The 22856-nt window shown below is 35.0% G+C and carries 21 protein-coding genes; 17 read left to right on the plus strand and 4 right to left on the minus strand.

Annotated features, from left to right (window positions below; all coding sequences use genetic code 11):
• Positions 1-287: 287 nt before the first annotated feature.
• Positions 288-1766: a ketol-acid reductoisomerase gene (ilvC, locus tag H3U96_RS09685; RefSeq protein WP_065614117.1), complete on the minus strand. Its 1479-nt coding sequence runs from the start codon at positions 1764-1766 to the stop codon at positions 288-290.
• A gap of 177 nt (positions 1767-1943) precedes the next feature.
• Here ilvC and H3U96_RS09690 point away from each other — a divergent pair, with 177 nt between their 5' ends.
• From H3U96_RS09690 to ruvC, 7 genes are all read left to right on the plus strand, one after another.
• Positions 1944-2171, plus strand: coding sequence for a YhdT family protein (locus tag H3U96_RS09690; protein WP_086357294.1), 228 nt, complete (start codon positions 1944-1946; stop codon positions 2169-2171).
• An 11-nt stretch (positions 2172-2182) separates the two neighbouring features.
• Positions 2183-3634 carry a sodium/pantothenate symporter gene (gene panF, locus H3U96_RS09695; RefSeq protein WP_086361193.1) on the plus strand — a complete coding sequence of 484 codons (1452 nt, stop codon included), beginning with the start codon at positions 2183-2185 and terminating at the stop codon, positions 3632-3634.
• On the plus strand, positions 3609-4475 hold the full coding sequence (prmA, locus tag H3U96_RS09700; protein ID WP_086361192.1) for a 50S ribosomal protein L11 methyltransferase: 867 nt from the start codon (positions 3609-3611) through the stop codon (positions 4473-4475). Before panF ends, prmA begins: the two co-directional genes overlap by 26 nt.
• Positions 4476-4510: 35 nt before the next feature.
• Positions 4511-5509 carry a tRNA dihydrouridine synthase DusB gene (dusB, locus tag H3U96_RS09705; RefSeq protein WP_034901591.1) on the plus strand — a complete coding sequence of 333 codons (999 nt, stop codon included), beginning with the start codon at positions 4511-4513 and terminating at the stop codon, positions 5507-5509.
• 16 nt (positions 5510-5525) lie between these two features.
• On the plus strand, positions 5526-5822 hold the full coding sequence (gene fis, locus H3U96_RS09710; protein ID WP_034883623.1) for a DNA-binding transcriptional regulator Fis: 297 nt from the start codon (positions 5526-5528) through the stop codon (positions 5820-5822).
• A 287-nt stretch (positions 5823-6109) separates the two neighbouring features.
• A complete protein-coding gene (locus H3U96_RS09715; protein WP_034901594.1) occupies positions 6110-6853 on the plus strand; it encodes a YebC/PmpR family DNA-binding transcriptional regulator in 744 nt (247 codons plus the stop codon).
• The gene (gene ruvC / locus H3U96_RS09720; protein ID WP_198196448.1) at positions 6853-7341 is read left to right on the plus strand and encodes a crossover junction endodeoxyribonuclease RuvC; all 489 of its coding nucleotides are present in this window, start codon (positions 6853-6855) and stop codon (positions 7339-7341) included. The genes H3U96_RS09715 and ruvC overlap by 1 nt, the downstream gene beginning before the upstream one ends.
• A 179-nt stretch (positions 7342-7520) precedes the next feature.
• On the opposite strand, the gene H3U96_RS09725 is transcribed toward ruvC, so the two are convergent.
• Together H3U96_RS09725 and H3U96_RS09730 are read right to left on the minus strand one after the other, a co-directional pair.
• Positions 7521-10730 (minus strand): efflux RND transporter permease subunit, encoded by a 3210-nt coding sequence (locus H3U96_RS09725; RefSeq protein ID WP_034901597.1) that lies wholly within the window; start codon positions 10728-10730, stop codon positions 7521-7523.
• 19 nt (positions 10731-10749) lie between these two features.
• Positions 10750-11943, minus strand: a complete 1194-nt coding sequence (locus tag H3U96_RS09730) for an efflux RND transporter periplasmic adaptor subunit (protein WP_198196458.1) — start codon at positions 11941-11943, stop codon at positions 10750-10752.
• Between the two features lie 367 nt (positions 11944-12310).
• Here H3U96_RS09730 and zipA point away from each other — a divergent pair, with 367 nt between their 5' ends.
• The 4 genes from zipA (at position 12311) to H3U96_RS09750 (ending at position 16276) form a co-directional block, all read left to right on the plus strand.
• Positions 12311-13243 carry a cell division protein ZipA gene (gene zipA / locus H3U96_RS09735; protein ID WP_065650995.1) on the plus strand — a complete coding sequence of 311 codons (933 nt, stop codon included), beginning with the start codon at positions 12311-12313 and terminating at the stop codon, positions 13241-13243.
• Between the two features lie 177 nt (positions 13244-13420).
• Positions 13421-15493, plus strand: coding sequence for an NAD-dependent DNA ligase LigA (gene ligA, locus H3U96_RS09740; protein WP_086361276.1), 2073 nt, complete (start codon positions 13421-13423; stop codon positions 15491-15493).
• A gap of 69 nt (positions 15494-15562) precedes the next feature.
• Positions 15563-16078 (plus strand): S-ribosylhomocysteine lyase, encoded by a 516-nt coding sequence (luxS, locus tag H3U96_RS09745; protein WP_086361277.1) that lies wholly within the window; start codon positions 15563-15565, stop codon positions 16076-16078.
• Between the two features lie 9 nt (positions 16079-16087).
• On the plus strand, positions 16088-16276 hold the full coding sequence (locus tag H3U96_RS09750; protein WP_034901609.1) for a 2-hydroxymuconate tautomerase: 189 nt from the start codon (positions 16088-16090) through the stop codon (positions 16274-16276).
• Between the two features lie 128 nt (positions 16277-16404).
• Here the strand turns inward: H3U96_RS09750 and ribA are convergent, their stop codons facing one another.
• Positions 16405-17010, minus strand: coding sequence for a GTP cyclohydrolase II (ribA, locus tag H3U96_RS09755; protein ID WP_034901611.1), 606 nt, complete (start codon positions 17008-17010; stop codon positions 16405-16407).
• A gap of 101 nt (positions 17011-17111) precedes the next feature.
• Between ribA and H3U96_RS09760 the strand changes: the two genes are divergently transcribed.
• The 6 genes from H3U96_RS09760 to H3U96_RS09785 all read left to right on the plus strand — a co-directional run bounded on the left by H3U96_RS09760 (position 17112) and on the right by H3U96_RS09785 (position 22835).
• The gene (locus tag H3U96_RS09760; protein WP_198196460.1) at positions 17112-17831 is read left to right on the plus strand and encodes a phosphatase PAP2 family protein; all 720 of its coding nucleotides are present in this window, start codon (positions 17112-17114) and stop codon (positions 17829-17831) included.
• A 77-nt stretch (positions 17832-17908) separates the two neighbouring features.
• Positions 17909-18214, plus strand: a complete 306-nt coding sequence (locus H3U96_RS09765) for a LapA family protein (RefSeq protein ID WP_034901614.1) — start codon at positions 17909-17911, stop codon at positions 18212-18214.
• 11 nt (positions 18215-18225) lie between these two features.
• A complete protein-coding gene (gene lapB, locus H3U96_RS09770) occupies positions 18226-19404 on the plus strand; it encodes a lipopolysaccharide assembly protein LapB (protein WP_086361131.1) in 1179 nt (392 codons plus the stop codon).
• 11 nt (positions 19405-19415) lie between these two features.
• Positions 19416-20198, plus strand: a complete 783-nt coding sequence (locus H3U96_RS09775) for a YchF/TatD family DNA exonuclease (RefSeq protein WP_086361132.1) — start codon at positions 19416-19418, stop codon at positions 20196-20198.
• On the plus strand, positions 20191-21303 hold the full coding sequence (locus tag H3U96_RS09780; RefSeq protein ID WP_086361133.1) for a cupin domain-containing protein: 1113 nt from the start codon (positions 20191-20193) through the stop codon (positions 21301-21303). Before H3U96_RS09775 ends, H3U96_RS09780 begins: the two co-directional genes overlap by 8 nt.
• A gap of 290 nt (positions 21304-21593) precedes the next feature.
• A complete protein-coding gene (locus H3U96_RS09785; protein ID WP_065614104.1) occupies positions 21594-22835 on the plus strand; it encodes an MFS transporter in 1242 nt (413 codons plus the stop codon).
• Positions 22836-22856: the final 21 nt, after the last annotated feature.

Consider the following 22856-nt stretch of genomic DNA (forward strand, 5'->3'; position numbering starts at 1 on the left):
TTTATCCTTTCAAATTGAACTAAATTTGAACAAAATATACCATAATTTATATAAAAAATAAATAAAAATTTAAAATAAAAAAATTTTAATTATTTAATTTTTAAAAATTTTATTGCAATTTATCAAAGATCCAAATGATCTAAGTTAGATCCAAATATAGATCTTAATGATCCTTTCGGATCAAATTTAATTTGAATAGAAATAGTAAGTTCATATAATTGTAATTAACAAATTTTTAGCATAAAAAAAGGTGCTATTTAGCACCTTTTAATAATCGATTGATAAAATTAACTTGCAACATTAATACGTTTCATATCAGTCATATAGCTACGAAGTTTACGTCCAATAACTTCGATTGGATGATGACGAATAGCCTCGTTAACATCACGTAATTGCGCATTATCAACACTGCCTTCAGGGATTGCTTTACCTAAATCACCTGCTTGTAACATTGGCATAAATTTCTCTTTTAATAATGGTACAGCAGCATTGGCAAATAAATAGTTACCATATTCAGCGGTGTCTGAAATAACAACATTCATTTCATATAGTCGTTTACGGGCAATAGTATTTGCAATAAGTGGTAACTCATGTAATGATTCATAATATGCTGATTCAGGTAAAATTCCAGACTCCAGCATAGTTTCAAATGCTAGTTCAACACCAGCTTTAACCATAGCAACCATTACAACACCTTGATCGAAATAAGCTTGTTCATCAATCTTACCTTGATATTCTGCCGCTTTTTCAAATGCAGTTTCACCAGTTTCTTTACGCCATTTCAATAAATTAACATCATCATTAGCCCAATCTTTCATCATAGTAGATGAAAACTCACCAGAAATGATGTCATCCATATGTTTACGATAAAGATCAGTCATGATCACTTTTAATTCTTTAGCTAATGCATTAGCGCGTAATTTAGCTGGATTTGATAAACGATCCATCATTAAGGTAATACCACCTTGTTTTAATGCTTCAGTGATCGTTTCCCAACCAAATTGCAATAATTTACACGCATATGCAGGATCTACGCCATCAGCAACCAATTTATCGAAGCAAAGTAATGATCCAGTTTGTAACATTCCACATAAAATAGTTTGTTCACCCATTAGATCTGATTTAACTTCAGCAACAAAAGAGGATTGTAAAACACCTGCACGATGACCACCTGTTGCAGCCGCCCATGCTTTAGCAATTGCTAGACCTTCGCCTTTCGGATCATTTTCTGGATGCACAGCAATCAAGGTTGGGACGCCAAATCCACGTTTATATTCTTCACGAACTTCTGTTCCTGGGCATTTTGGCGCAACCATAACAACAGTAATATCAGGACGGATTTTTTCACCAACTTCAACGATATTAAAACCATGTGAATAACCTAATGCCGCATCTTTTTTCATTAATGGTTGTACAGCTTGTACTACAGCAGAATGTTGTTTATCAGGAGTAAGGTTGATAACCAAATCAGCTGTTGGAATTAATTCTTCATAAGTTCCTACTTTAAAACCATTTTCAGTAGCTTTTTTCCATGATGCTCTTTTTTCATCAATAGCTTCTTTACGTAGTGCATAAGCGATATCTAAACCAGAATCACGCATATTTAGCCCTTGGTTAAGACCTTGTGCACCACAACCTACGATGACAATTTTTTTGCCTTTTAAAAAATTAGCTTCTGATGCAAATTCATCACGCGCCATAAAACGACATTGACCTAATTGTTCTAATTTTTCGCGTAAATTTAGTGTATTAAAATAATTTGACATTATTCTCTCCATGAGTTGAGTTACTTATAATCAAGTTGTAAGAACTATACCGTAAAAGCATAATTGCGGAAATTGATATATTTAAAATATTATGTTGCATAAATTGCAACATACTTGCTAAGTTAACTACTTTCTTTTACTCTAAGCCACCCCAAATCACTTAACCATTTATTTAATATGGATACTCGTTACAAGCAAGCTAATAAAGAAGCAAAACTTTCATTGCTACTGACTATCATTTACTTCGCTGCATGGGTAATTACTGCATATACTGTCAAAAATCAAACCGGATTTTTGGGTTTACCATTATGGTTTGAACTATCCTGTATATTAGTACCATTAGGTTTTATCTTGTTATGTTTTGTTGTAGTAAAAAAACAATTTAAAAATATTCCACTAGAATAGGCCAGTAAACCGTGCAATTAGATATTATTCTCCCTCTTGTTATTTATCTTATATTTGTATTTGCGTTATCAATTTATGCATATGCAAAACGAAAAAAAATGAACCAATTTACTGATTATTTTATTGGTAATCGGACTATGGGCGGTTTTTTACTGGCAATGACTTTAGCTGCAACTTATATTAGTGCCAGTTCTTTTATCGGTGGACCAGGGGCTGCTTATAAATATGGTCTCGGTTGGGTTCTGTTGTCGATGATTCAAGTTCCAACCGTATTATTATCACTTGGTATTCTTGGCAAAAAATTCGCAATTTTAGCTCGTAAATACAATGCAATAACGCTAAGTGATATGCTCTATTCTCATTATAAAAGCAAGCTAATTGTATGGTTTGCCAGTATAGCTCTTATTGCGGCTTTTATTGGTGCAATGACCGTACAATTTGTTGGTGGGGCCCGATTGTTACAATCATCTGTAGGTATTCCCTATGATATAGGATTACTTATTTTTGGTATCGGTACAGTAATTTATACTGCCTTTGGCGGGTTTAGAGCCAGCATATTAAATGATGCATTTCAAGGGTTGGTAATGATAATTGGCGCTATTTTGCTATTAGTTGCCATTATTTATGCTGGTGGTGGCATTACAAATATTATGGATCGTTTAAATCAGATCGATCCTGCTTTATTAACACCTCAAGGCCCTGACAATTTTATGGACTTCCCTTTTATGGCTTCGTTCTGGGTTCTAGTCTGCTTTGGGGTTGTTGGTTTACCACATACCGCTGTTCGTTGCATGGCTTATAAAGATAGTAAAGCGGTTCATCAAGGCATTATCATTGGTACTGCAGTTGTGACAATCATCATGTTAACTATGCATCTATCTGGCGCCCTTGGAAGAGCAATAATAAGTGATTTAACTATTCCAGACCAAATTGTGCCAACATTAATTATAAAGGTTTTACCACCTTTAGCGGCAGGAATCTTTTTGGCAGCACCATTATCAGCAATTATGTCCACCATTAATGCACAATTATTACAAGTTTCATCAGTAATTATTAAAGACCTATTCTTAACGATGAGACCAAATACTAAATTTAGTGATAAAATGCTTACTCGCATATCAATTATCATAACCTTTATTTTTGGTGGTTTATTAATTGTCGCTGCATGGAACCCACCAGAAATGATTATATGGCTAAATTTGTTAGCTTTTGGTGGACTTGAAGCGGTATTTTTATGGCCTCTAGTACTCGGACTATATTGGAAAAAAGCTAATTCAACAGGGGCATTGTGCTCGATGATTTCTGGTGCTATAAGCTACACACTACTTGCTGTTTATAACATTAAAATTTATGCTTTCCATCCAATAGTACCATCATTACTTATTGGATTAGTTATATTTATTATTGCCAATCATTTGGGCCAAATAGGAAAAAATTATGCCTTGGATTCAACTCAGAATTAACACAACTAGTGATTTAGCTGAAAGTATTAGCGAACAATTAGAAGAATCAGGTGCTGTATCAGTCACTTTTCAAGATACTTTTGATAACCCAGTTTTTGAACCTTTACCTGGCGAAACAAAACTTTGGGGAAATACCGATGTTGTCGGATTATATGATGCTGAAACAGATATTGATGAGTTAAAAGCAATCTTAAATCTTGAGCAATACTCTTATAAAATCGAACAATTGGAAGATAAAGACTGGGAACGAGAATGGATGGATAATTTCCATCCAATGCAATTTGGTAAACGATTATGGATCTGCCCTAGCTGGCGTGAAATACCAGATCCCAATGCGGTTAATGTAATGTTAGATCCTGGTTTAGCCTTTGGTACAGGGACTCACCCTACGACAGCTTTATGCTTAACTTGGCTAGATAGTCTCGATCTTACTAACAAAATTGTGATCGATTACGGATGTGGTTCAGGTATTTTAGCCATTGCTGCGTTAAAATTAGGGGCAGCAAGAGTTATAGGCATTGATATTGATCCTCAAGCGATCCAAGCAAGTCGAGACAATGCTGAGCGCAACAAAGTAAGTAGAAAGATTGAGCTTTATTTAGCAAAAGATATTCCTGATAATTTACAAGCGGATGTGGTAGTAGCTAACATATTGGCTGGACCATTGAAAGAACTTAAACCACAGATTAGTAAATTAGTAAAACCATCAGGAGAACTTGGACTATCTGGTATCTTAGCTAATCAATCGCAAAGCGTATGTGATGCATATCAAGCTGAGTTTGTACTTGATCCGGTTATTGAACAAGATGAATGGTGCCGTATAACTGGTAAAAAATTATAAAAAATTAACATTACCCCTTTTAACTTCGAGAAAAAATGCGTAATATAGCCGGCCTTAATTCGCTTAGTATCGGAAAGGTCAACTTAAAAAACAATCTGATTGCAGCCCCCATGGCAGGAATAAGTGACAAACCGTTTCGGAACTTATGTCACAAATTTGGTGCAGGGATGACTGTCTCTGAAATGTTTTTAGCAAATTCTGACGTTTGGCATACTGATAAATCAGCATTAAGAATGATTTCAAGTGATGATGTCGGTATACGTGCAGTTCAAATCGTTGGCTCAGAGCCGGATGAAATGGCAAGAGCTGCTGAATTTAACGTCAAGCATGGCGCTCAGTTAATTGACATCAATATGGGATGTCCGGCTAAAAAAGTGAATAAAAAATTAGCTGGTTCTGCTTTAATGCAGTATCCAGAACTGATAAAAACTATTTTGCAGAAAGTTGTTGGTGCTGTTGATGTACCAGTAACATTAAAAACTCGGACTGGATGGGATAAAAATAATAGAAATTGCATTGAAATCGCACAAATTGCGCAAGATTGTGGCATAAAGGCCATTACTATTCATGGGCGAAGTCGTGCATGCTTATTCAATGGAAAGGCCGAATATGAATCCATTAAAGCAGTTAAAGAAAAGGTAACTATTCCGGTAATTGCCAATGGTGATATTTGTACCCCAGAACAAGCAAAAGATGTTTTTAAATATACGCAAGCTGATGGTATAATGATCGGCCGAGCGGCACAAGGGCGACCTTGGATATTTGAAGAAATTGCATTCTATTTAGCACACGGACAGTTAAAGAAAAATAAGTCAATTGATGAAGTTGAGCAAATAGTGTTAACACACCTTGAAGAACTTTATCAATTCTATGGAGAATACAAAGGATTACGGATTGCCAGAAAGCATGTAAATTGGTATACCAAGAACTATGCTGGCAGTGATCAATTCAGGCGCTTATTTAGTGTACTTAGCAATACAAGTGAGCAAGTAAAAACACTAAAAGCATTTTTTAGTCAAATTAGAAACAAATAAAAGAGTTAAATATACTATGTCAGAACAACGCGTTACAGCTGCAGCACTTAAATTTACAACTGTAAACTCACAAGACCAAATAACACAAAAACCTTTGCGGGATTCGGTAAAACAAGCTTTAAAAAACTATTTATCACAATTAAATGGTGAAGATCCTACTGATCTATACGAATTAGTGTTAGCTGAAGTTGAACACCCATTCCTTGATATGGTTATGCAATATACTCGTGGCAATCAAACTCGAGCAGCAAATATGCTTGGTATCAATCGTGGTACTTTACGCAAAAAATTAAAACAATATGGAATGAGTTAGTCGATACTTAAACATATATTGTTAGATAATTTAAAAGCGCCTAATCAATAAGGCGCTTTTTGTTTGTTATTTTTTTCCTATGCTATATTTCTCTTTGTTGATAAGAAATAAAAATTAAATTTACCTTTTGATGAAAATCAGTTCATTTCATTTTCATACTTTAAGTGTAAATAAGAAAAATTCTGATTATATTCAAGTATAAAATCAATAAATAGATTGATAATGAACTTTAGTTAAAAGTTTGTTAAAATAGCACGATTTTTAAATTATTTAATCTGGAGAATTTTATGGCAGGTCATAGTAAATGGGCCAATACCAAACATCGCAAAGCAGCTCAAGATGCTAAGCGCGGTAAAATATTTACCAAAATTATTCGCGAACTTGTAACCGCAGCAAAACTTGGTGGTGGCGATCCAGCGTCTAACCCTCGTCTACGTGCTGCTATGGACAAAGCATTATCTAACAATATGACTCGAGATACCATGAACAGAGCAATTGCTCGTGGTGTCGGTGGTGAAGATGATACAAATATGGAAACTATCATCTATGAAGGTTATGGACCTGCAGGTACTGCAGTAATGGTTGAATGCTTAAGTGACAACCGAAACCGAACTGTATCTGAAGTTCGTCACGCTTTTACTAAAACTGGTGGTAACTTAGGTACTGATGGTTCAGTGTCTTATTTATTTACTAAAAAAGGTGTAATCTCTTATCCTGCTGGAACTGATGAAGATCAAGTAATGGATGCTGCGCTTGAAGCTGGTGCGGATGATGTGGTTACTTATGATGATGGTGCAATTGATGTATTTACTACACCAGAATCATTCGGTGAAGTTAAAGATGCACTTGATGCAGCCGGTTTAGTAGCTGAATCTGCTGAAGTTTCAATGATTCCAGCAACCAAAGTTGATCTTGATATTGAGTCTGCACCAAAACTACTACGTCTTATCGACATGCTTGAAGATTGTGATGATGTTCAAGAGGTTTATCATAACGGAGAAGTGTCAGACGAAGTTGCTGCAACACTCTAATGACTATCATTCTGGGTATTGACCCAGGCTCTCGTTTGACGGGTTATGGCGTAATTCGTCAGACGGGACGACAACTTACCTATCTTGGCAGTGGCTGTATTCGCACTGCTGTCGATGATTTACCCACACGATTAAAACGTGTCTATGCAGGTGTAAGTGAAATTATTCTTCAATTTCAACCGGACATGTTTGTTATAGAACAAGTCTTTATGGCACGTAATGCCGATTCTGCTTTAAAATTAGGCCAAGCACGAGGATCTGCAATTGTTGCTGCAGTCAATCATGATTTACCTGTTTTTGAATATGCTGCTCGCTTGGTTAAGCAAAGTGTGGTTGGCACTGGGGCTGCCGACAAAAAACAAGTTCAACATATGGTTAAACTACTATTGAAATTACCAGCAAGTCCTCAGGCGGATGCGGCAGATGCACTAGCCATAGCAATTACCCATGCCCATATGAGTCAACAATTAATCAAATCACATAGATAACCTGAAACTATTATTTATTAATGTCCTGCTTTTATAGCCTAAAAACCCCTTTCCTCAACTTTTATTTCAACCGAATAAAAACGTTAAATTAAAATATCAAATAAACAATCAATTAAAAGTTAGATAAAAAAAAGCACCAATATTATTGGTGCTTTAAGTTCATATTAATTATTCATTAACTATTTCTCTGTTTTACCAGTATAGTTAGCTGGCAACACCACTTTATTCTTATGTTTAGTGAATAATTTCGTTATAAATAAGAAGAATAACGGAACATAGAATATCGCTAAGAATGTTGCCGTTAACATACCACCAATAACCCCTGTACCTACCGCATTCTGACTTACAGAACCGGCACCGCTACTGGTAGCCAGTGGATAAACACCGAGGATAAAGGCAAATGAAGTCATTAAAATTGGGCGTAAGCGTAAGCGACAAGCTTCTAACGTTGCATCAATTAATGACTTACCTTCTTTTTCTAGTGCATCTTTAGCAAATTCTACGATCAAAATAGCATTCTTAGCCGATAGCCCCATCGTTGTTAATAGACCAACGATAAAGTAGATATCATTATCAAGGCCTCTAAACATAGTTGCATATACAGTACCAATAATACCTAATGGGATAACGAATAAGATAGAAATAGGTACAGTCCAACTTTCATATAATGCAGCTAATGATAAGAACACTACAATAATTGAGATAAAATAAAGCATTGTCGTTTGTGAACCTGTTTGACGTTCTTGGTAAGAAATATCTGTCCAATCATACGAGAAACCTTTCGGTAAGTTTTTAGATAATTTTTCCATTATTGCCATAGCTTGCCCAGAACTCATACCTGGTGCAGCTGATCCACTGATGCCCATCGCTGCAACTCCATCATAACGAACTAAAGATGGCGAACCATAACTCTTACTTGTAGTAGCAAATGCATCATAAGGAACCATTTCACCTTTTTGATTTTTAACATGCCAAAAGCTGAAATCATCAGGTAACATTCGATAAGCTGAATCAGATTGTAAATAGACTTTTTTAACCCGATTGTTATAAACAAAATCATCAATATAAGCAGAACCCAATGCTGTTGAAAGTACGGTATTTACGCTACTTACTGCAACACCAAGTGCTTGAGCAGTTTCAAAATCAACATTAATCTTATATTGTGGAACATCTAGCATACTACCTGGACGAACTTGTTGTAGATTAGGATTCTGTGCAGCTTGACCCAATAATTGGAAAAATGCCCCCATCAGTGCCTCATGGCCAAGTCCAGCGGTATCTTTTAACATGTAAGAAAAACCATTTGCCATACCAAGTGATGGCACAGCCGGTACATTAGTAATAATGACACGACCTTCAGTAACAGTAGAAGCAAATCCCCAACCACTACCAACTAATGCATCCACTTTTTGATCCGGGCGTTTCCGTTCATCCCAATCTTTTAAGCGAATAAAACCTAGTCCCATGTTTTGTCCACGACCAACCATACTAAAACCAGCAACGGTAAAGATTTCCTTAACTGAATCAGCTTTTTCATTCATATAAAATTGAGAGGTTTTGTTCAATACACCCATGGTTTGTTCTAATGTCGCACCAGGTGGTAACTCAACCATTACAATCAACACCCCCTGATCTTCATTTGGTAAGAAACCTGTTGGTAAACGGTTAAAGCCAAACACTAAGCCAACAACTATCAAGACATAGCAAACAAATGAAATTAGCGGATAACGAATAAATTTAATCACACCTTTTTCATAGGCATGTAAACTCTTGTTATATAAATTATTAAACTTATTAAAAAACCATTTAGTTCCGATTGAAAGCCAGCTAAACGGAGGTATGCTTTCTAATTTTTCGCCTAACGTAGTTATCTTAACTTTATTTTTCGATGGCGCTTTTAAAATTTGCGCACAAAGAGCTGGTGTTAATACAATTGCCATCAATACTGATAAAGCCATCGATGTTACAATTGTGATTGAAAATTGACGATAGATCCCCCCTGCTGCACCACCATAAAATGCCATTGGTACAAATACCGCTGATAGTACCACGGCGATACCCACTAATGCCGAAGTAATTTGTTCCATCGATTTGACAGTAGCATCATAAGGCGAAAGTCCTTCGTCATGCATAATACGTTCAACGTTCTCAATTACCACGATGGCATCATCGACCAGAAGACCAATGGCAAGCACCATAGCAAACATGGATAATGTATTAATAGTAAATCCACATATATATAAAACTGCAAACGTACCTAACAACACAACTGGTACGGTGATAGTTGGAATAAGTGTAGAACGCAGGTTTTGTAAAAAGACATACATAACGATAACAACCAATATGATTGCTTCAATTAATGTATGAACTACGTTATTAATCGATAACTTAACGAATGGAGTTGTATCATAAGGATAGGCAAATTTGATATCCTCAGGAAAAATCTGTGATAACTCTTGTATTTTTTGGTCAACTTTTGCTGATGTATCGAGTTGGTTTGCACCTGTCGCCAAATAAATACCTAAACCAGCTGATGGTTTACCGTCATAGCGTGAAAGAAAGTTATAATCAGCCGCGCCAATTTCAACTTTGGCGACATCTTTTAATAAGATGTTTGAACCATCTGTGTTAACTCGAACTAAAATATTTTGAAATTGCTCGGGTGTTTTTAACCGTGATTGAGCTGTAATGGTTGCATTAAGCTCTTGTCCTTCAGTTGCTGGTAAAGCACCAAGTTGCCCAGCAGTAACCTGCGCATTCTGCGCCTGAATGGCAGCAATAATTTCCTCAATAGATAGATTAAAATAATTAAGTTTGTTTGGATCTAACCAAATACGCATTGCATATTCAGAACCAAATAACTGAGTATCACCTACCCCTTGTACACGGCGTATCTGATCTTGTACCGTTGAATAAATAAAGTCAGCAATATCTGCTTGCGTTTTTTGAGGATTGGTAGAATAGAAACCAATAACTTTTAGGAAGTTGGTATTATTTTTAGCAACCGACACCCCATTTTTTTGCACACTTTCTGGCAGACGTGATTTTATACTCTCTACTTTATTCAAAACTTGCACTTGCGCAAAATCAGGGCTAGTACCCGGTGCAAAGGTCAAAGTTGTTTGTACAACCCCTTGGGCACTACTGGTTGATTTCATATAGATCAAATTATCCAAACCAGTCAAGTTTTGCTCAATCAATTGGGTAACTGTATTCTCAATAGTTTGAGCATCAGCCCCTGGATAAACAGCAGAAACCGTAACAGCTGGTGGTGCGATATCAGGATACTGTTCAACAGCGAGTAGCTTAATACATAAAGCACCGCCCAGCATCATCATGATAGCAATTACCCATGCAAAAACAGGTCTATCAATAAAAAACTTAGCCATAATTAACTCTACCCCTGTTTTATTTCACGCTGCTTTTGATGATATTGTCTAATTGCTCTTGAGAAAGCGTAGCTGGTTTATCTACCGCTTGAGCCTTCATTGGTTGCCCCCTTTCTACTGCGTTTAAATTAAGTAAACCTGTAGTAATCACTTGTTCACCAACATCAATACCACTGGTAACAACCCAATAACCACTTATACCTGTATAAATTTTAATGTCTTGACGATATTCAACAGTATTATCTGGTTTTAAAATCTTAGCAGTATATTGACCTTTTTGGTTACTAGTAATGCCTTGTTGCGGAACCAATACCGCATTTTTAATTGTACCTAATGTCAATTGTGGTTTTACAAACATCCCCGGTAAGATTTTTCCTTCAGCATTAGAAAATTGCGATCGCAGGGTAACTGTTCCGGTCGTTTCATTAACCGTCATATCTGAAAATTTAATATTTCCTGATAGAGCGTATTTTGAACCATCATTAAAAAATAACTCAACATTGTCACCTTGAGCTGGCTCATAAATAATATTTTCATCTTGAAGATATTTATTATAACGAGTTGCAGCTTCAGTCATATCAACATAGATAGGATCAAGTTGTTGTACTAAAGCTAATGGAGCAGCTTGTCCTGCTGACACTAATGCCCCTTCTGTCACACTTGATTTACCAATATAACCATCAATTGGTGAGTATACTTTAGTGTAGTCTAAATTAACTTTGGCAGCGTGCTCTGCTGCTTGAGCAACTAAAACACTTGCCTCAGCTTGTTTGGCATCAGCAGCAGCTTTATCATATTCTTGTTGACTGATTGATTTGGTATTCAAAAGTCCTGCGTAACGTTTTAAGGTTAGTTGAGCTATATTAGCGTTAGCTTTAGCGCTAGCTACACTGGCCACTGCACTATCATAATTAGCTTGATAAATAGCAGGATCAATTTGATAAAGTGATTGACCCGCTTTAACATTTGAACTTTCTTCAAATTCTCGATTTAGTACAATCCCACTAACCTGTGGTCGGATTTCAGCGATTTGGGAAGCAACAACCCGTCCAGGTAAGTTTATTTTTAGGGTATAGTTTAAAGGTTCAACTTTAAAAACAGTTACCTTTGGTAATTGGCCAGCACCATCTTGTGATTGATTATTATCACAACTGGCTAATAATAGACTAGTTAATGCCACTGGCAGAGTAAGTAATAGCTTATTAAATCTCATATAAAAAAGACCTCGGTAACTTAATAATTATTTTTTTAATAAAAACAATGAATATTATTCAAAAGTGATCGGAGATTTTACAAAAAATATGCATAGATTGTAAGAGTCTTAACACCTTAATAGCACAGAGTTCTAAAAATTAACTGACTTATTGGATTTAAAAGCGAATTTATAAAAAATTTCTATTGATAATTATGATTATTTGTAGAAATAAAGTAATATATACAAATAGTTTTTCGCGCTGTAATAAGTAAGTATGGATTTAACTTAAAAGTAAAAAAATTTCATTATGGTATTTTTTAATCCTTTTTTTTCAATTATATTATTGAATAATTTGAATCTATATTTAATTTAATTCTGAGTGGGTATTATGGATAATTTACGTACTGTTCTAATTGTGGTTGCATCCTTGGTCATTATTGCATTATTAATTCATGGGCTTTGGATCAATAAAAAAGAACGTTCTTCTTTATTTAAGTTAGGCAAAAAAGATAAATTCACAACACATACTCAGCAATATGAAGACATCTATAATGATGATGAAGATGATGTGATTTTACTAACGCCAAAAAGCAAAACAAAACAGGATGATACTAATGTCCATGTTAATGAAGGATTAGTAAAAGAAGAAGAACAACTGCCTCGTCAAGTCGACCTGTTTTCAGATGATGACGACCAACAACCGAAAATCGATATTAAGGTTTCTAATGAATCGACTAGCGATTTTCAATCGAATAGCTTTACTGCTCAACCAGTTAAAGAAAATACTGAAAATGAAAAACCAACTAAAAAAGTTGGTGAGGATATCATAACCGAGCATTCTCAATCGGATGAAAAACTTGAAAAACAAGAAAAAATTACGATAGACGATAGTGAAGAAGCTAAAACTGAAATTATTGTATTAAATGTCACTGGCTTAAATGGCAAGGAACTACAAGGTGATATGCTATTAGCTAGCATCATGCAATCAGGATTCCAATTTGGTGATATGCGTATTTTTCATCGCCATGTTGACCCTGCCGGTAATGGACCAATATTATTTAGTTTGGCGAATATGATCAGTCCAGGACATCTAGATCCTGAAACTATGCACGAATTTACAACACCTGGCGTATCGATTTTTATGGTTGCGCCAACTCATGGAAACAATCAACAAAATTTCAAATTAATGCTACAAACTGCGCAACGTATCGCTGATGATGTTAATGGTGTAGTTTTAGATGATGAACATCACATGATGACACCACAAAAAATCGATAGTTATAAAGAACGCATAAAGAAAGCTTGTAATGAAATTTAAGCTAGCAGTTTAAAATTCCTCATTTTTGCTACTATTCCGCTAAAAAATTAGCGGAATAGTCTGGCTTATATTAGTTAATTGACAATTTTTATTAAAATCTATTGTTCTAAAATACCTATAAATACTATTTTATTAATAAATTTAAAAACCTTCATGTTAATTTAAGAGTTTAAAATCATGCCACAATCAAATATAACTGAACATTCAGTATCGCAATCTGGATCTCACCAAAATGTAATAAAACAGATCTCGACTTTACGTAACCTGATAAGACATCATGAATACTGTTATTATGTGCTGGATACACCTGAAATACCAGATGTGGAATATGATAAATTAATCAAACAGCTACAAAATCTAGAGCTCACTCATCCCGAACTCATTACCCCTGACTCACCAACTCAACGTGTTGGGGGAGCCCCATTATCACAATTTTCTTCGATCAAACATCAACTGCCTATGTTATCTCTGGATAATGTTTTTGATGAATCAAGTTTTATCGCTTTTAATAAAAGAATAAAAGATCGCTTAGAGCTAGATGAAGATCAAGCCGTTGAATACTGTTGCGAGCTAAAACTTGATGGATTAGCTGTAAGTCTGATATATGAAAATGGCCAATTTATTCAAGCTGCTACACGAGGTGATGGCACAACTGGCGAAGATATTACCGCCAATGTACGAACCATAAAAACTATTCCTCTCGTATTGCAAGGTGAAAATGTACCACCTCGTTTAGAAGTTCGTGGTGAAGTGTTTATGACACATAAAGGCTTTACTAAATTGAATGCAGAGGCGGAAAAACGCAACGAAAAAATATTTGCGAATCCAAGGAATGCTGCGGCAGGTTCATTAAGACAGTTAGATCCAAAAATCACAGCCAAAAGACCGCTTACTTTTTTCTGTTATGGCGTTGGTATTTATGAAGGAGCTGACTTACCGAATACTCATTATGCAAGACTAATGCAATTTAAAGCTTGGGGTCTACCAGTAAGTGACAAAGTTCAAATTCGCCATGGTGCAGAAGAAGCACTAGATTATTTTAAGCAAATTGGCGAGCAAAGAATGTCATTAGATTTTGATATTGATGGTGTTGTAATTAAAGTAAATAGCATTGCTGAACAAGAACAACTTGGTTTCGTTGCTCGTGCACCTCGTTGGGCTACCGCATTCAAATTTCCAGCACAAGAAGAAGTAACAAAGCTAAATAAAGTCGACTTTCAAGTTGGGCGTACTGGTGCGATAACGCCTGTGGCCAGATTAGAGCCAGTTTCAGTTGCAGGTGTAATTGTAAGTAATGCCACACTGCATAACAGCGATGAAATCATCCGCTTAGGTATTCGTGAGGGTGATTATGTCACCGTTCGTCGAGCTGGCGATGTTATTCCTCAAATTGTCGCAGTAATTAAAGATCGAAGACCTGTTGATACTAAAGAAATTATTTTTCCAACTCACTGCCCGATTTGTGGTTCAATCATTGTCCGTGATGAAGGAGAAGCGATATCTCGTTGCGCCGGAGGATTAATTTGTCAGGCACAACGTAAAGAGGCCTTAAAACATTTTGTTTCTCGCCGAGCAATGAATGTCGAAGGTTTTGGCGATAAAATAATTGAACAATTGGTTGACAAAGAATATGTGAAAACACCTGCAGATCTTTATAAACTCACAGTACCAATTTTATGTTCATTAGACAAAGTTGGTGAAAAATTAGCTAATAATTTAATGAACGCATTAGATAAATCAAAAAATACGAGTTTAAATCGATTTATTTTTGCACTTGGTATTCCTAATGTTGGTGAAGTAACTGCAGAAAATTTAGTTAATCAATTAGGAAATTTAACAGTAATTGAAAACGCATCTTTGGAACAATTACAATCGGTAAATGATATTGGTGCTGTAATTGCAGAAAGTATTATCGACTTCTTTCAAGAACCTCATAACCGCACGGTAATTGATCAATTAATTAGTGAGGAAATTGGTATACACTGGCCAGATGTAGAAGTAGAACTGTTAACAACAGATTCTCCGTTTTCTAACAAAACCATTGTGTTAACAGGAACTCTATCATTATTAACGCGCGATGAAGCAAAAACCAAATTAAAACAACTTGGTGCTAAAGTAACGGGTAGTGTTTCAAAAAAAACCGACTTAGTAATTGCTGGAGAGTCAGCCGGTTCAAAATTAGCCAAAGCGCAAGAACTGGGAATAAAAGTGATTGATGAACAAGAATTGATAAATTTATTAAATCAATGAATATAAAATAGTGGAATATATTAAGCTAATCAAGCAAAATGGCTTAATCCCAAACTCAAGGAGAAAATTATGCCTTTATTAGACAGTTTTAAAGTTGATCATACTAAAATGAAAGCGCCTTTTGTGCGAATCGCTAAAACCATGGCAACCCCAAAAGGTGACGATATTACAGTATTTGATCTTCGCTTTACTATACCTAATAAAGCACTACTACCTGAAAAAGGTATTCATACTTTAGAGCACTTATTTGCAGGCTTTATGCGTGATCATTTAAATAGTGATAAAGTTGAAATTATTGACATCTCACCAATGGGCTGCCGAACCGGTTTTTATATGAGTTTAATTGGTAAACCTGAAGAATCTTTAGTTGTTAATGCATGGTTAAAGGCTATGCATGATGTTATGAATGTAAAATCTCAATCGCAAATCCCGGAGCTGAATGAATATCAATGCGGGACTTATACCATGCACTCTTTAGATGAAGCCAAAGTGATTGCTGAAAAAATTATCCAAACTGGAATTGAAATATGTCATAATCAAGACATTGCATTAACTGATGCGCAACTTGCCACCATTAATAATTAGGAAATATTTATGCCAAATGTAGTTATTGATTTTTTAGAAGGACGCACCATTGAACAAAAACGTGAAATGGCTAAACGAGTAACTGATGCAATTGTTGAAACACTCAACTGTAAACCAGAGGCGGTGCAAATTATTATGCATGAAGTATCAAAGGACCAAATTGCTAATGGTGGCGTACTAAGATGCGACAAAGATTAATAAATTAATTTATTTCTAAATAAAAATTAACCTCAAAATCGATAATAGATTTTGAGGTTAAACGATTAAATAATTACAACAACTAAATTAAAAATATAGCAACTTCGTAAAATTCTCTTTTTAAAGAGTTAATGATTACAGTGGTGTAAATGTAGTATATGTCCTAATTTATTAGCTTTAGTCGCTAAATAATGTTCATTGCTTGGATTTTCTCCCACTTCTAAAGGCACTCGTTCAGTAACGTTAATTCCCGCTTGTTCAAGAACTTTTATCTTTTCCGGATTGTTAGTTAATAATCGAACTTGAGACACATTTAGTAACCTAAGCATATCTGCACATAAGGTGAAATCACGTTCATCAGCAGCAAAGCCTAATTGTTCATTGGCCTCAACAGTATCTAAACCCTGATCTTGTAGGGCATAAGCCCTAATTTTATTTAGCAAACCAATATTACGCCCTTCTTGACGATGATAAATCAAGACACCTTTACCCTCTTTAGCTATCTGCTTCAATGCAGCTTCTAATTGAAAACCACAATCACATCGTAAACTAAATAATGCATCGCCCGTCAAACATTCAGAATGAACACGTGTTAATATGGATGAATGATCATTAATGTCACCAAACACTAATGCGACATGATCCTTACCTGTTGCAATTTCTTCAAAACCAACAATAGTAAAACATCCCCACGGGGTTGGTAGTTTAGCTTGTGCAACATGTTTTAATTGCATTATTATCTCCAAGTTTCATCACAACATGATTAAGATTTTTTAAAAGAAAATCGTGTTTCCATGTTAAAATAAATAAAATTTTATGCTTAATTGAGTTTTAAATGGGGTTAGTAATAAAAAAAACAATAGTGCCATTGATCTTATTTCTGATTATACCGTTATCTGTTATAACCGTAAATTGGCAGTGGCAACCAATGTCAATAAATAATATATCTAAATATTTATTTTGGGTAACTGAAACAGCTAGTTTTCCGTGGGCAATAATAACATCTGGGCTGTTTTTTTTACTCTTTTACCTAAAACTTGTTAATAAAAATAAAAAAACATTATTACTATTATGGTTAGTTTTAGTCAGTGCAATGTTAGGTGGGCAAGTTGTTAAGAGTATCATCAAACAACAAACTGCTGAATCCAGACCTTATGTTATATGGTTAGATAAAGAGTTTAATCTTGATGAAAAGCAATTTTATTCACAAACAAGAGCAGAACGTAAAGCTAATATTGAAAAATTATTAGCCAATTCAACCATTATTCCTACATGGTTATCTAATCATTGGCAAAGTGAAACAGGTTATGCTTTTCCTTCTGGGCACACTTTATTTGCAGCCACTTGGGCTTTATTAGCCATAATGCTGCTAAGTTTTAAACGACATTTTTTTATTGTATCAATCATTACTATTTGGTCATTGCTCATTGAAACGAGTCGACTATTATTAGGCATGCATTCTGCTTATGATTTAATATTAGGGATATTGCTAGCCTGGTTAATTTCACTTATCTGCTGTTTTTATGTTAAAAAATGGCATATAGTAATGGAATAAAGCAAAAGAAAAGAATAGTTTTAAAGAAAAGAATTAGGTAATATCAATTTTTTAATAAAAATAATAAGGTTAGCATTATGAAATTAGTAATATCAATTTTATTGATAATTCTTATTTTCGCCATTTCGATAACTATAGGTTCAGCTAATAATCAAATAGTAACTTTTAACTATTTAATTGCTAAAACTGAAGTCAGATTATCTGTATTACTGGCAATATTATTTGGTTCAGGTTTTTTAGTTGGCTGGATATTAACTGGAATATATTTCTTAAAATCTAAATTCCAACATTCATCGACGAAACGTAAATTGAATAAATTACAAAAAAGATATGATGAAGACATATCTAATCATCAGAAAATGAATTTAACCAATACCAATTAAAAAAGGTAATTATGTTTGAATTGTTATTTCTGTTACTGCCAATAGCCGCTGCTTATGGCTGGTATATGGGTGACAGAAATGCCAAACAAAAATATTTAAATCAATCGAATCGATTATCTCGAGAATACGTGGATGGTCTAAATTTTCTTTTGTCTAATCAAAAAGATAAAGCTGTTGACATTTTCCTTGATCTACTTAAAGAAGATGATGGTACCCTCGAAGCGCATCTAACACTAGGAAACCTATTCCGTTCACGTGGCGAAGTTGATCGCGCAATACGTATTCACCAAGCATTAATGGAAAGTTCATCATTAACATTTGATCAACGATTATTAGCAATTCAGCAACTTGGACGAGACTATATGGTTGCGGGGCTTTATGACCGTGCCGAAGAGATGTTTTTACAATTGATTGATGAAGAAGACTTCCAGCAACATGCTCTACAACAGTTACTTATCATTTATCAATCTACAAGCGAATGGAACAATGCGATTAATATCGCAACCAGACTGGTAAAACTTGGCAATGAAAAATATAAGATCGAAATCGCCCAATTTTACTGTGAACTAGCTGCACTCGCTATCGCTGATGATGATTTAGAACAAGCATACAACCTATTAAAAAAGTCGGCTACTGCCGATGCTAATTGTGCTCGTACTTCATTAATGCTTGGACGAGTATTAATGGTTCAAGACAAAATCGAACAAGCAATTGAATCTTTTCAACAAATAATAAACCAAGACAAAGCTTTTATTGGCGAAGCCTTACCACTATTAAAAGAATGTTATACACAAATAAATCAGCCACAACTATTCAAACAGTTTTTAGAAATTTGTGTCAAACAAGACACTGGTAATGTAGCAGAACTGATGCTTGCCGATATTGTTGAAAAAAATAATGGGCTAGATGCGGCTCAATATTACCTTTATCGTGAATTATTAAAACACCCAAATCTTAAAGGTTTTTACCGATTAATGGATTACCATGTAGCTGATGCTGAACAAGGAAAAGCCAAACAAAGTCTATTACTTCTTCGAAATATGGTAGGTGAACAGATAAAAACAGTTCCCAATTACCGGTGCAAAAAATGTGGATTTACCGTTAATACCCTCTACTGGTTGTGCCCAAGCTGCCGTTCATGGTCAACCATAAAGCCAGTTCGAGATTTCGAACATCATTCAAATAATTAAAAGAGTTTAATATGTTTCTAATTGATTCGCACTGTCATTTAGACAGTTTGGACTATACAAATAAAACGCTTGATAGCGTTTTGCAAGAGGCATTAAATAATGATGTCAAACATTGTCTAAGTGTTGCAACAACATTGTCGGGTTATGAAGCGATGAAAGCAATGCTAATGCCATATAAAAAACAATGCTCGTTTTCATGTGGTATTCACCCACTCAATTTAGATGATGAACCTTACGACACCGAGCGTTTTGCTCGTCTTGCACAAGAAGATAATGTTATCGCTCTTGGCGAAACAGGTCTTGATTATTACTATCAACAAGATAATCTTGAATTACAGCAATACAATTTTATACAACACATTCACTTAGGTAAACAATTAAAAAAACCAATAATTGTCCACACCCGTAACGCTAAACAAGATACCCTAAAAATATTAAAAGAAGAGCAAGCTTACGCGGGTGTCTTACATTGTTTTACTGAAGATATTGATACAGCTAAAGCTTTATTAGATATTGGTTTTTATATTTCATTTTCAGGGATTATCACCTTTAAAAATGCCGAATCTCTGCGAGAAGTAGCAAAATTTGTGCCTTTAGATCGCATTTTGATTGAGACTGATTCTCCCTATTTAGCGCCTGTTCCCTATCGGGGAAAAGAAAATCAGCCCGCTTATGTTAAAGAGGTAGCTAATTATTTAGCTGCACTAAAAGGTGTAACTCTTGATACTATTGCACAACAAACTACAACAAACTTTTGTCAATTATTCAATTTAAAAGGAGTAATTAATGAGTAACAAATTAACAATCAATTGGGATGACTTTTTAACTAATTATTGGCAAAAAAAACCAGTTATTTTACGTAATGCTTTTAGTAATTTTATCGATCCTATCTCCCCTGAAGAACTAGCTGGTCTTGCCATGGAAGAAGAAATTGAAAGTCGAATTGTTACTAACAAAAATGGAAAATGGGACGCAAAATATGGGCCATTTATTGACTTTAGTGACTTAGGTGAAGATCATTGGAGCCTACTTGTCCAAGCTGTCGATCATTGGCATGAGCAAGCAGCTACTTTAGTTGAACCGTTTAAATGCATTCCACAATGGCAATTTGAAGACCTAATGATATCTTATGCAACCCAAGGTGCTGGCGTTGGCCCTCATATTGATAATTATGATGTATTTATCATTCAAGGTAAAGGCCGCCGTCGTTGGCAAGTTGGTGATCGTAATCCTAATTATAAACAATTTAGTGCTCATAAAGCTTTATTACATGTTGAAGATTATCAACCTATTATTGATGAGGAAATTACTGCTGGAGATATTTTATATATTCCAATTGGTTTTCCACATAATGGGATATCGATTGGCGAATCACTTAGTTATTCGGTAGGATTTAGAACCCAAACATCACAAGACTTATTAAGTGGATTTGCTGATTATGTAATTGATAACTTACCTAATGGCATCTTCTATCAAGACCCTGACTTAAAGTTACCTAGCGATCCGTATCTAATCCAACCATATGAAATTGAAAAGCTTAAAAATCAAATGATTGATTTAATAAATAATCCAGCTTTATTTAATGATTGGTTTGGTAAACATATCACAATGCCTATGCATGAACTAAATATCATTCCTGTTCAACCAGCTTATGATTTAGATGAATTCGAAGCTATTCTCAAAGCTGGAGCTGAACTCTACCGAGTTCCTAGTATCCGTATCCTAAAAATCGGTGATACCGCCTATATCAACGGAAAAAAAATACCTCTACCAATGACAACAATTAATTTGTTATGTGAAACTGAAGTACTTTGCTATGAGCAAATACAAGACGATGTAACCTTAGATGTCATGTTAAAATTTGTTAATCTTGGTTATTGGTATTTTGCCGAAGAGTAAAATTTTCATCTTAACAATATCGGTTACTAAGCTATCGGCTAACATCCGTAAAATGGCAAAATTATCGACTAATTTGTCTAAAAAATTAGATATTTTTCAATATTAAACAGATAATTTTGCCAAAACAACAATAAATAAAATAAAAGCTGATATTTTTGGATTTTCATTTAGCTTTTTACCATTTTTAAGTATATACTTGCCCCCGCTTTTTGAGCCCCTTCGTTTAATGATGAGTTAAACAAAATAACGCTTAGATTGAACCACTATCTTTTTATTGACTTGAGGTAAACATGAATATTAATGCAAGCATGACCAACCAAGCTGAGAGTGAAAGCGCACAAACAACTCCTTATCAAAAACGTACTTTATTTGCATCAACAGTAGGATATGCATTAGACGGTTTAGATATGATGATTTTAGGTGTTTGTTTTAGCCTAATTGCAACTACTTTTAACCTAACCAAATCCGATCTAGGTACATTAACTTCGGCGACATTATTAGGGGCTGTATTAGGTGGAATTCTTTTCGGCGTACTTGCTGATAAATTTGGCCGTGTTAGAGTATTTTCATGGACAATTTTAATCTTCTCATTATTTACAGGCCTTTGTGCTATTTCACCAAATTATGAAAGCTTTTTAATTTTTCGCTTTCTTAGTGGCCTTGGTTTGGGAGGTGAATTTGGTATAGGCATGACATTAGTATCAGAAAGTTGGCCTAAACACAAACGTTCCAGAGCAACTTCAATTGTGGCATTAGGCTTTCAAGTGGGAATAATTCTTGCCGCCCTAACCGTTAATTTTATTGGTGAAGTGCATGGTTGGCGCTGGGCATTTGCCATGGGTGTATTACCTGCACTATTTGTTGCATGGACGCGTAAAGGTTTAAAAGAGCCTGAAATTTGGCAAAACTTAAAAGATCAAAATAAAAATAAAATAGCCATCGGAAAACTATTTAAAACCCCTAGAATCACAGCTACCACTATTGGTTTAACTATTGCTTGTGCAGTACAAAACTTTGGGTTTTATGGATTAATGGTTTGGATGCCTAATATGATTGCGACTGAATTAAAACTACCATTCAAAAATACGATGTTTTGGACCATATCAACCACGATTGGTATGTCATTAGGAATCTTAATTTTCGGTTGGTTATGTGATAAATTTGGTCGTCGCCCATCTTATATAATATTTTTACTTATATCAGCTATTTCAATATGGTTCTATTTTCACCAAACTGATATGTTAGTTTTAATACTATTTGGTTCAGTTATCGGCTTTTTTGTTAATGGTATGATGGGTGGATATGGGGCTTTGTTGGCTGAACATTATACAACGGATGCCCGTTCAAGTGCTGAAAACATTATATTTAACGTTGGTCGTGGTATTGCGGGTGTATCGCAAGTACTCATTGCCTATCTAGCGACTGTTTACTCCATCAGTTATGCATTAGCACTACTTTCTGGAGCTTACTTGTTATCAGCAATAGCCTTTATCTTCTTAATTCCAGAAACCAAAGGCAAAGCATTAGAGTAATTACATAAAAAACAGGGCTTA

The sequence above is a fragment of the Gilliamella sp. M0364 genome, from assembly GCF_016100565.1.
In the GTDB taxonomy this organism is placed as follows: domain Bacteria; phylum Pseudomonadota; class Gammaproteobacteria; order Enterobacterales; family Orbaceae; genus Gilliamella; species Gilliamella apis.

Excerpts from the sequence above, each read along its gene's own strand:
- ilvC (WP_065614117.1), bottom strand. The coding sequence starts at position 1,766 with ATGTCAAATTATTTTAATACACTAAATTTACGCGAAAAATTAGAACAA.
- H3U96_RS09690 (WP_086357294.1), top strand. The coding sequence starts at position 1,944 with ATGGATACTCGTTACAAGCAAGCTAATAAAGAAGCAAAACTTTCATTG.
- prmA (WP_086361192.1), top strand. The coding sequence starts at position 3,609 with ATGCCTTGGATTCAACTCAGAATTAACACAACTAGTGATTTAGCTGAA.
- dusB (WP_034901591.1), top strand. The coding sequence starts at position 4,511 with ATGCGTAATATAGCCGGCCTTAATTCGCTTAGTATCGGAAAGGTCAAC.
- fis (WP_034883623.1), top strand. The coding sequence starts at position 5,526 with ATGTCAGAACAACGCGTTACAGCTGCAGCACTTAAATTTACAACTGTA.
- H3U96_RS09715 (WP_034901594.1), top strand. The coding sequence starts at position 6,110 with ATGGCAGGTCATAGTAAATGGGCCAATACCAAACATCGCAAAGCAGCT.
- ruvC (WP_198196448.1), top strand. The coding sequence starts at position 6,853 with ATGACTATCATTCTGGGTATTGACCCAGGCTCTCGTTTGACGGGTTAT.
- H3U96_RS09725 (WP_034901597.1), bottom strand. The coding sequence starts at position 10,730 with ATGGCTAAGTTTTTTATTGATAGACCTGTTTTTGCATGGGTAATTGCT.
- H3U96_RS09730 (WP_198196458.1), bottom strand. The coding sequence starts at position 11,943 with ATGAGATTTAATAAGCTATTACTTACTCTGCCAGTGGCATTAACTAGT.
- ligA (WP_086361276.1), top strand. The coding sequence starts at position 13,421 with ATGCCACAATCAAATATAACTGAACATTCAGTATCGCAATCTGGATCT.
- luxS (WP_086361277.1), top strand. The coding sequence starts at position 15,563 with ATGCCTTTATTAGACAGTTTTAAAGTTGATCATACTAAAATGAAAGCG.
- H3U96_RS09750 (WP_034901609.1), top strand. The coding sequence starts at position 16,088 with ATGCCAAATGTAGTTATTGATTTTTTAGAAGGACGCACCATTGAACAA.
- ribA (WP_034901611.1), bottom strand. The coding sequence starts at position 17,010 with ATGCAATTAAAACATGTTGCACAAGCTAAACTACCAACCCCGTGGGGA.
- H3U96_RS09760 (WP_198196460.1), top strand. The coding sequence starts at position 17,112 with ATGGGGTTAGTAATAAAAAAAACAATAGTGCCATTGATCTTATTTCTG.
- H3U96_RS09765 (WP_034901614.1), top strand. The coding sequence starts at position 17,909 with ATGAAATTAGTAATATCAATTTTATTGATAATTCTTATTTTCGCCATT.
- lapB (WP_086361131.1), top strand. The coding sequence starts at position 18,226 with ATGTTTGAATTGTTATTTCTGTTACTGCCAATAGCCGCTGCTTATGGC.
- H3U96_RS09775 (WP_086361132.1), top strand. The coding sequence starts at position 19,416 with ATGTTTCTAATTGATTCGCACTGTCATTTAGACAGTTTGGACTATACA.
- H3U96_RS09780 (WP_086361133.1), top strand. The coding sequence starts at position 20,191 with ATGAGTAACAAATTAACAATCAATTGGGATGACTTTTTAACTAATTAT.
- H3U96_RS09785 (WP_065614104.1), top strand. The coding sequence starts at position 21,594 with ATGAATATTAATGCAAGCATGACCAACCAAGCTGAGAGTGAAAGCGCA.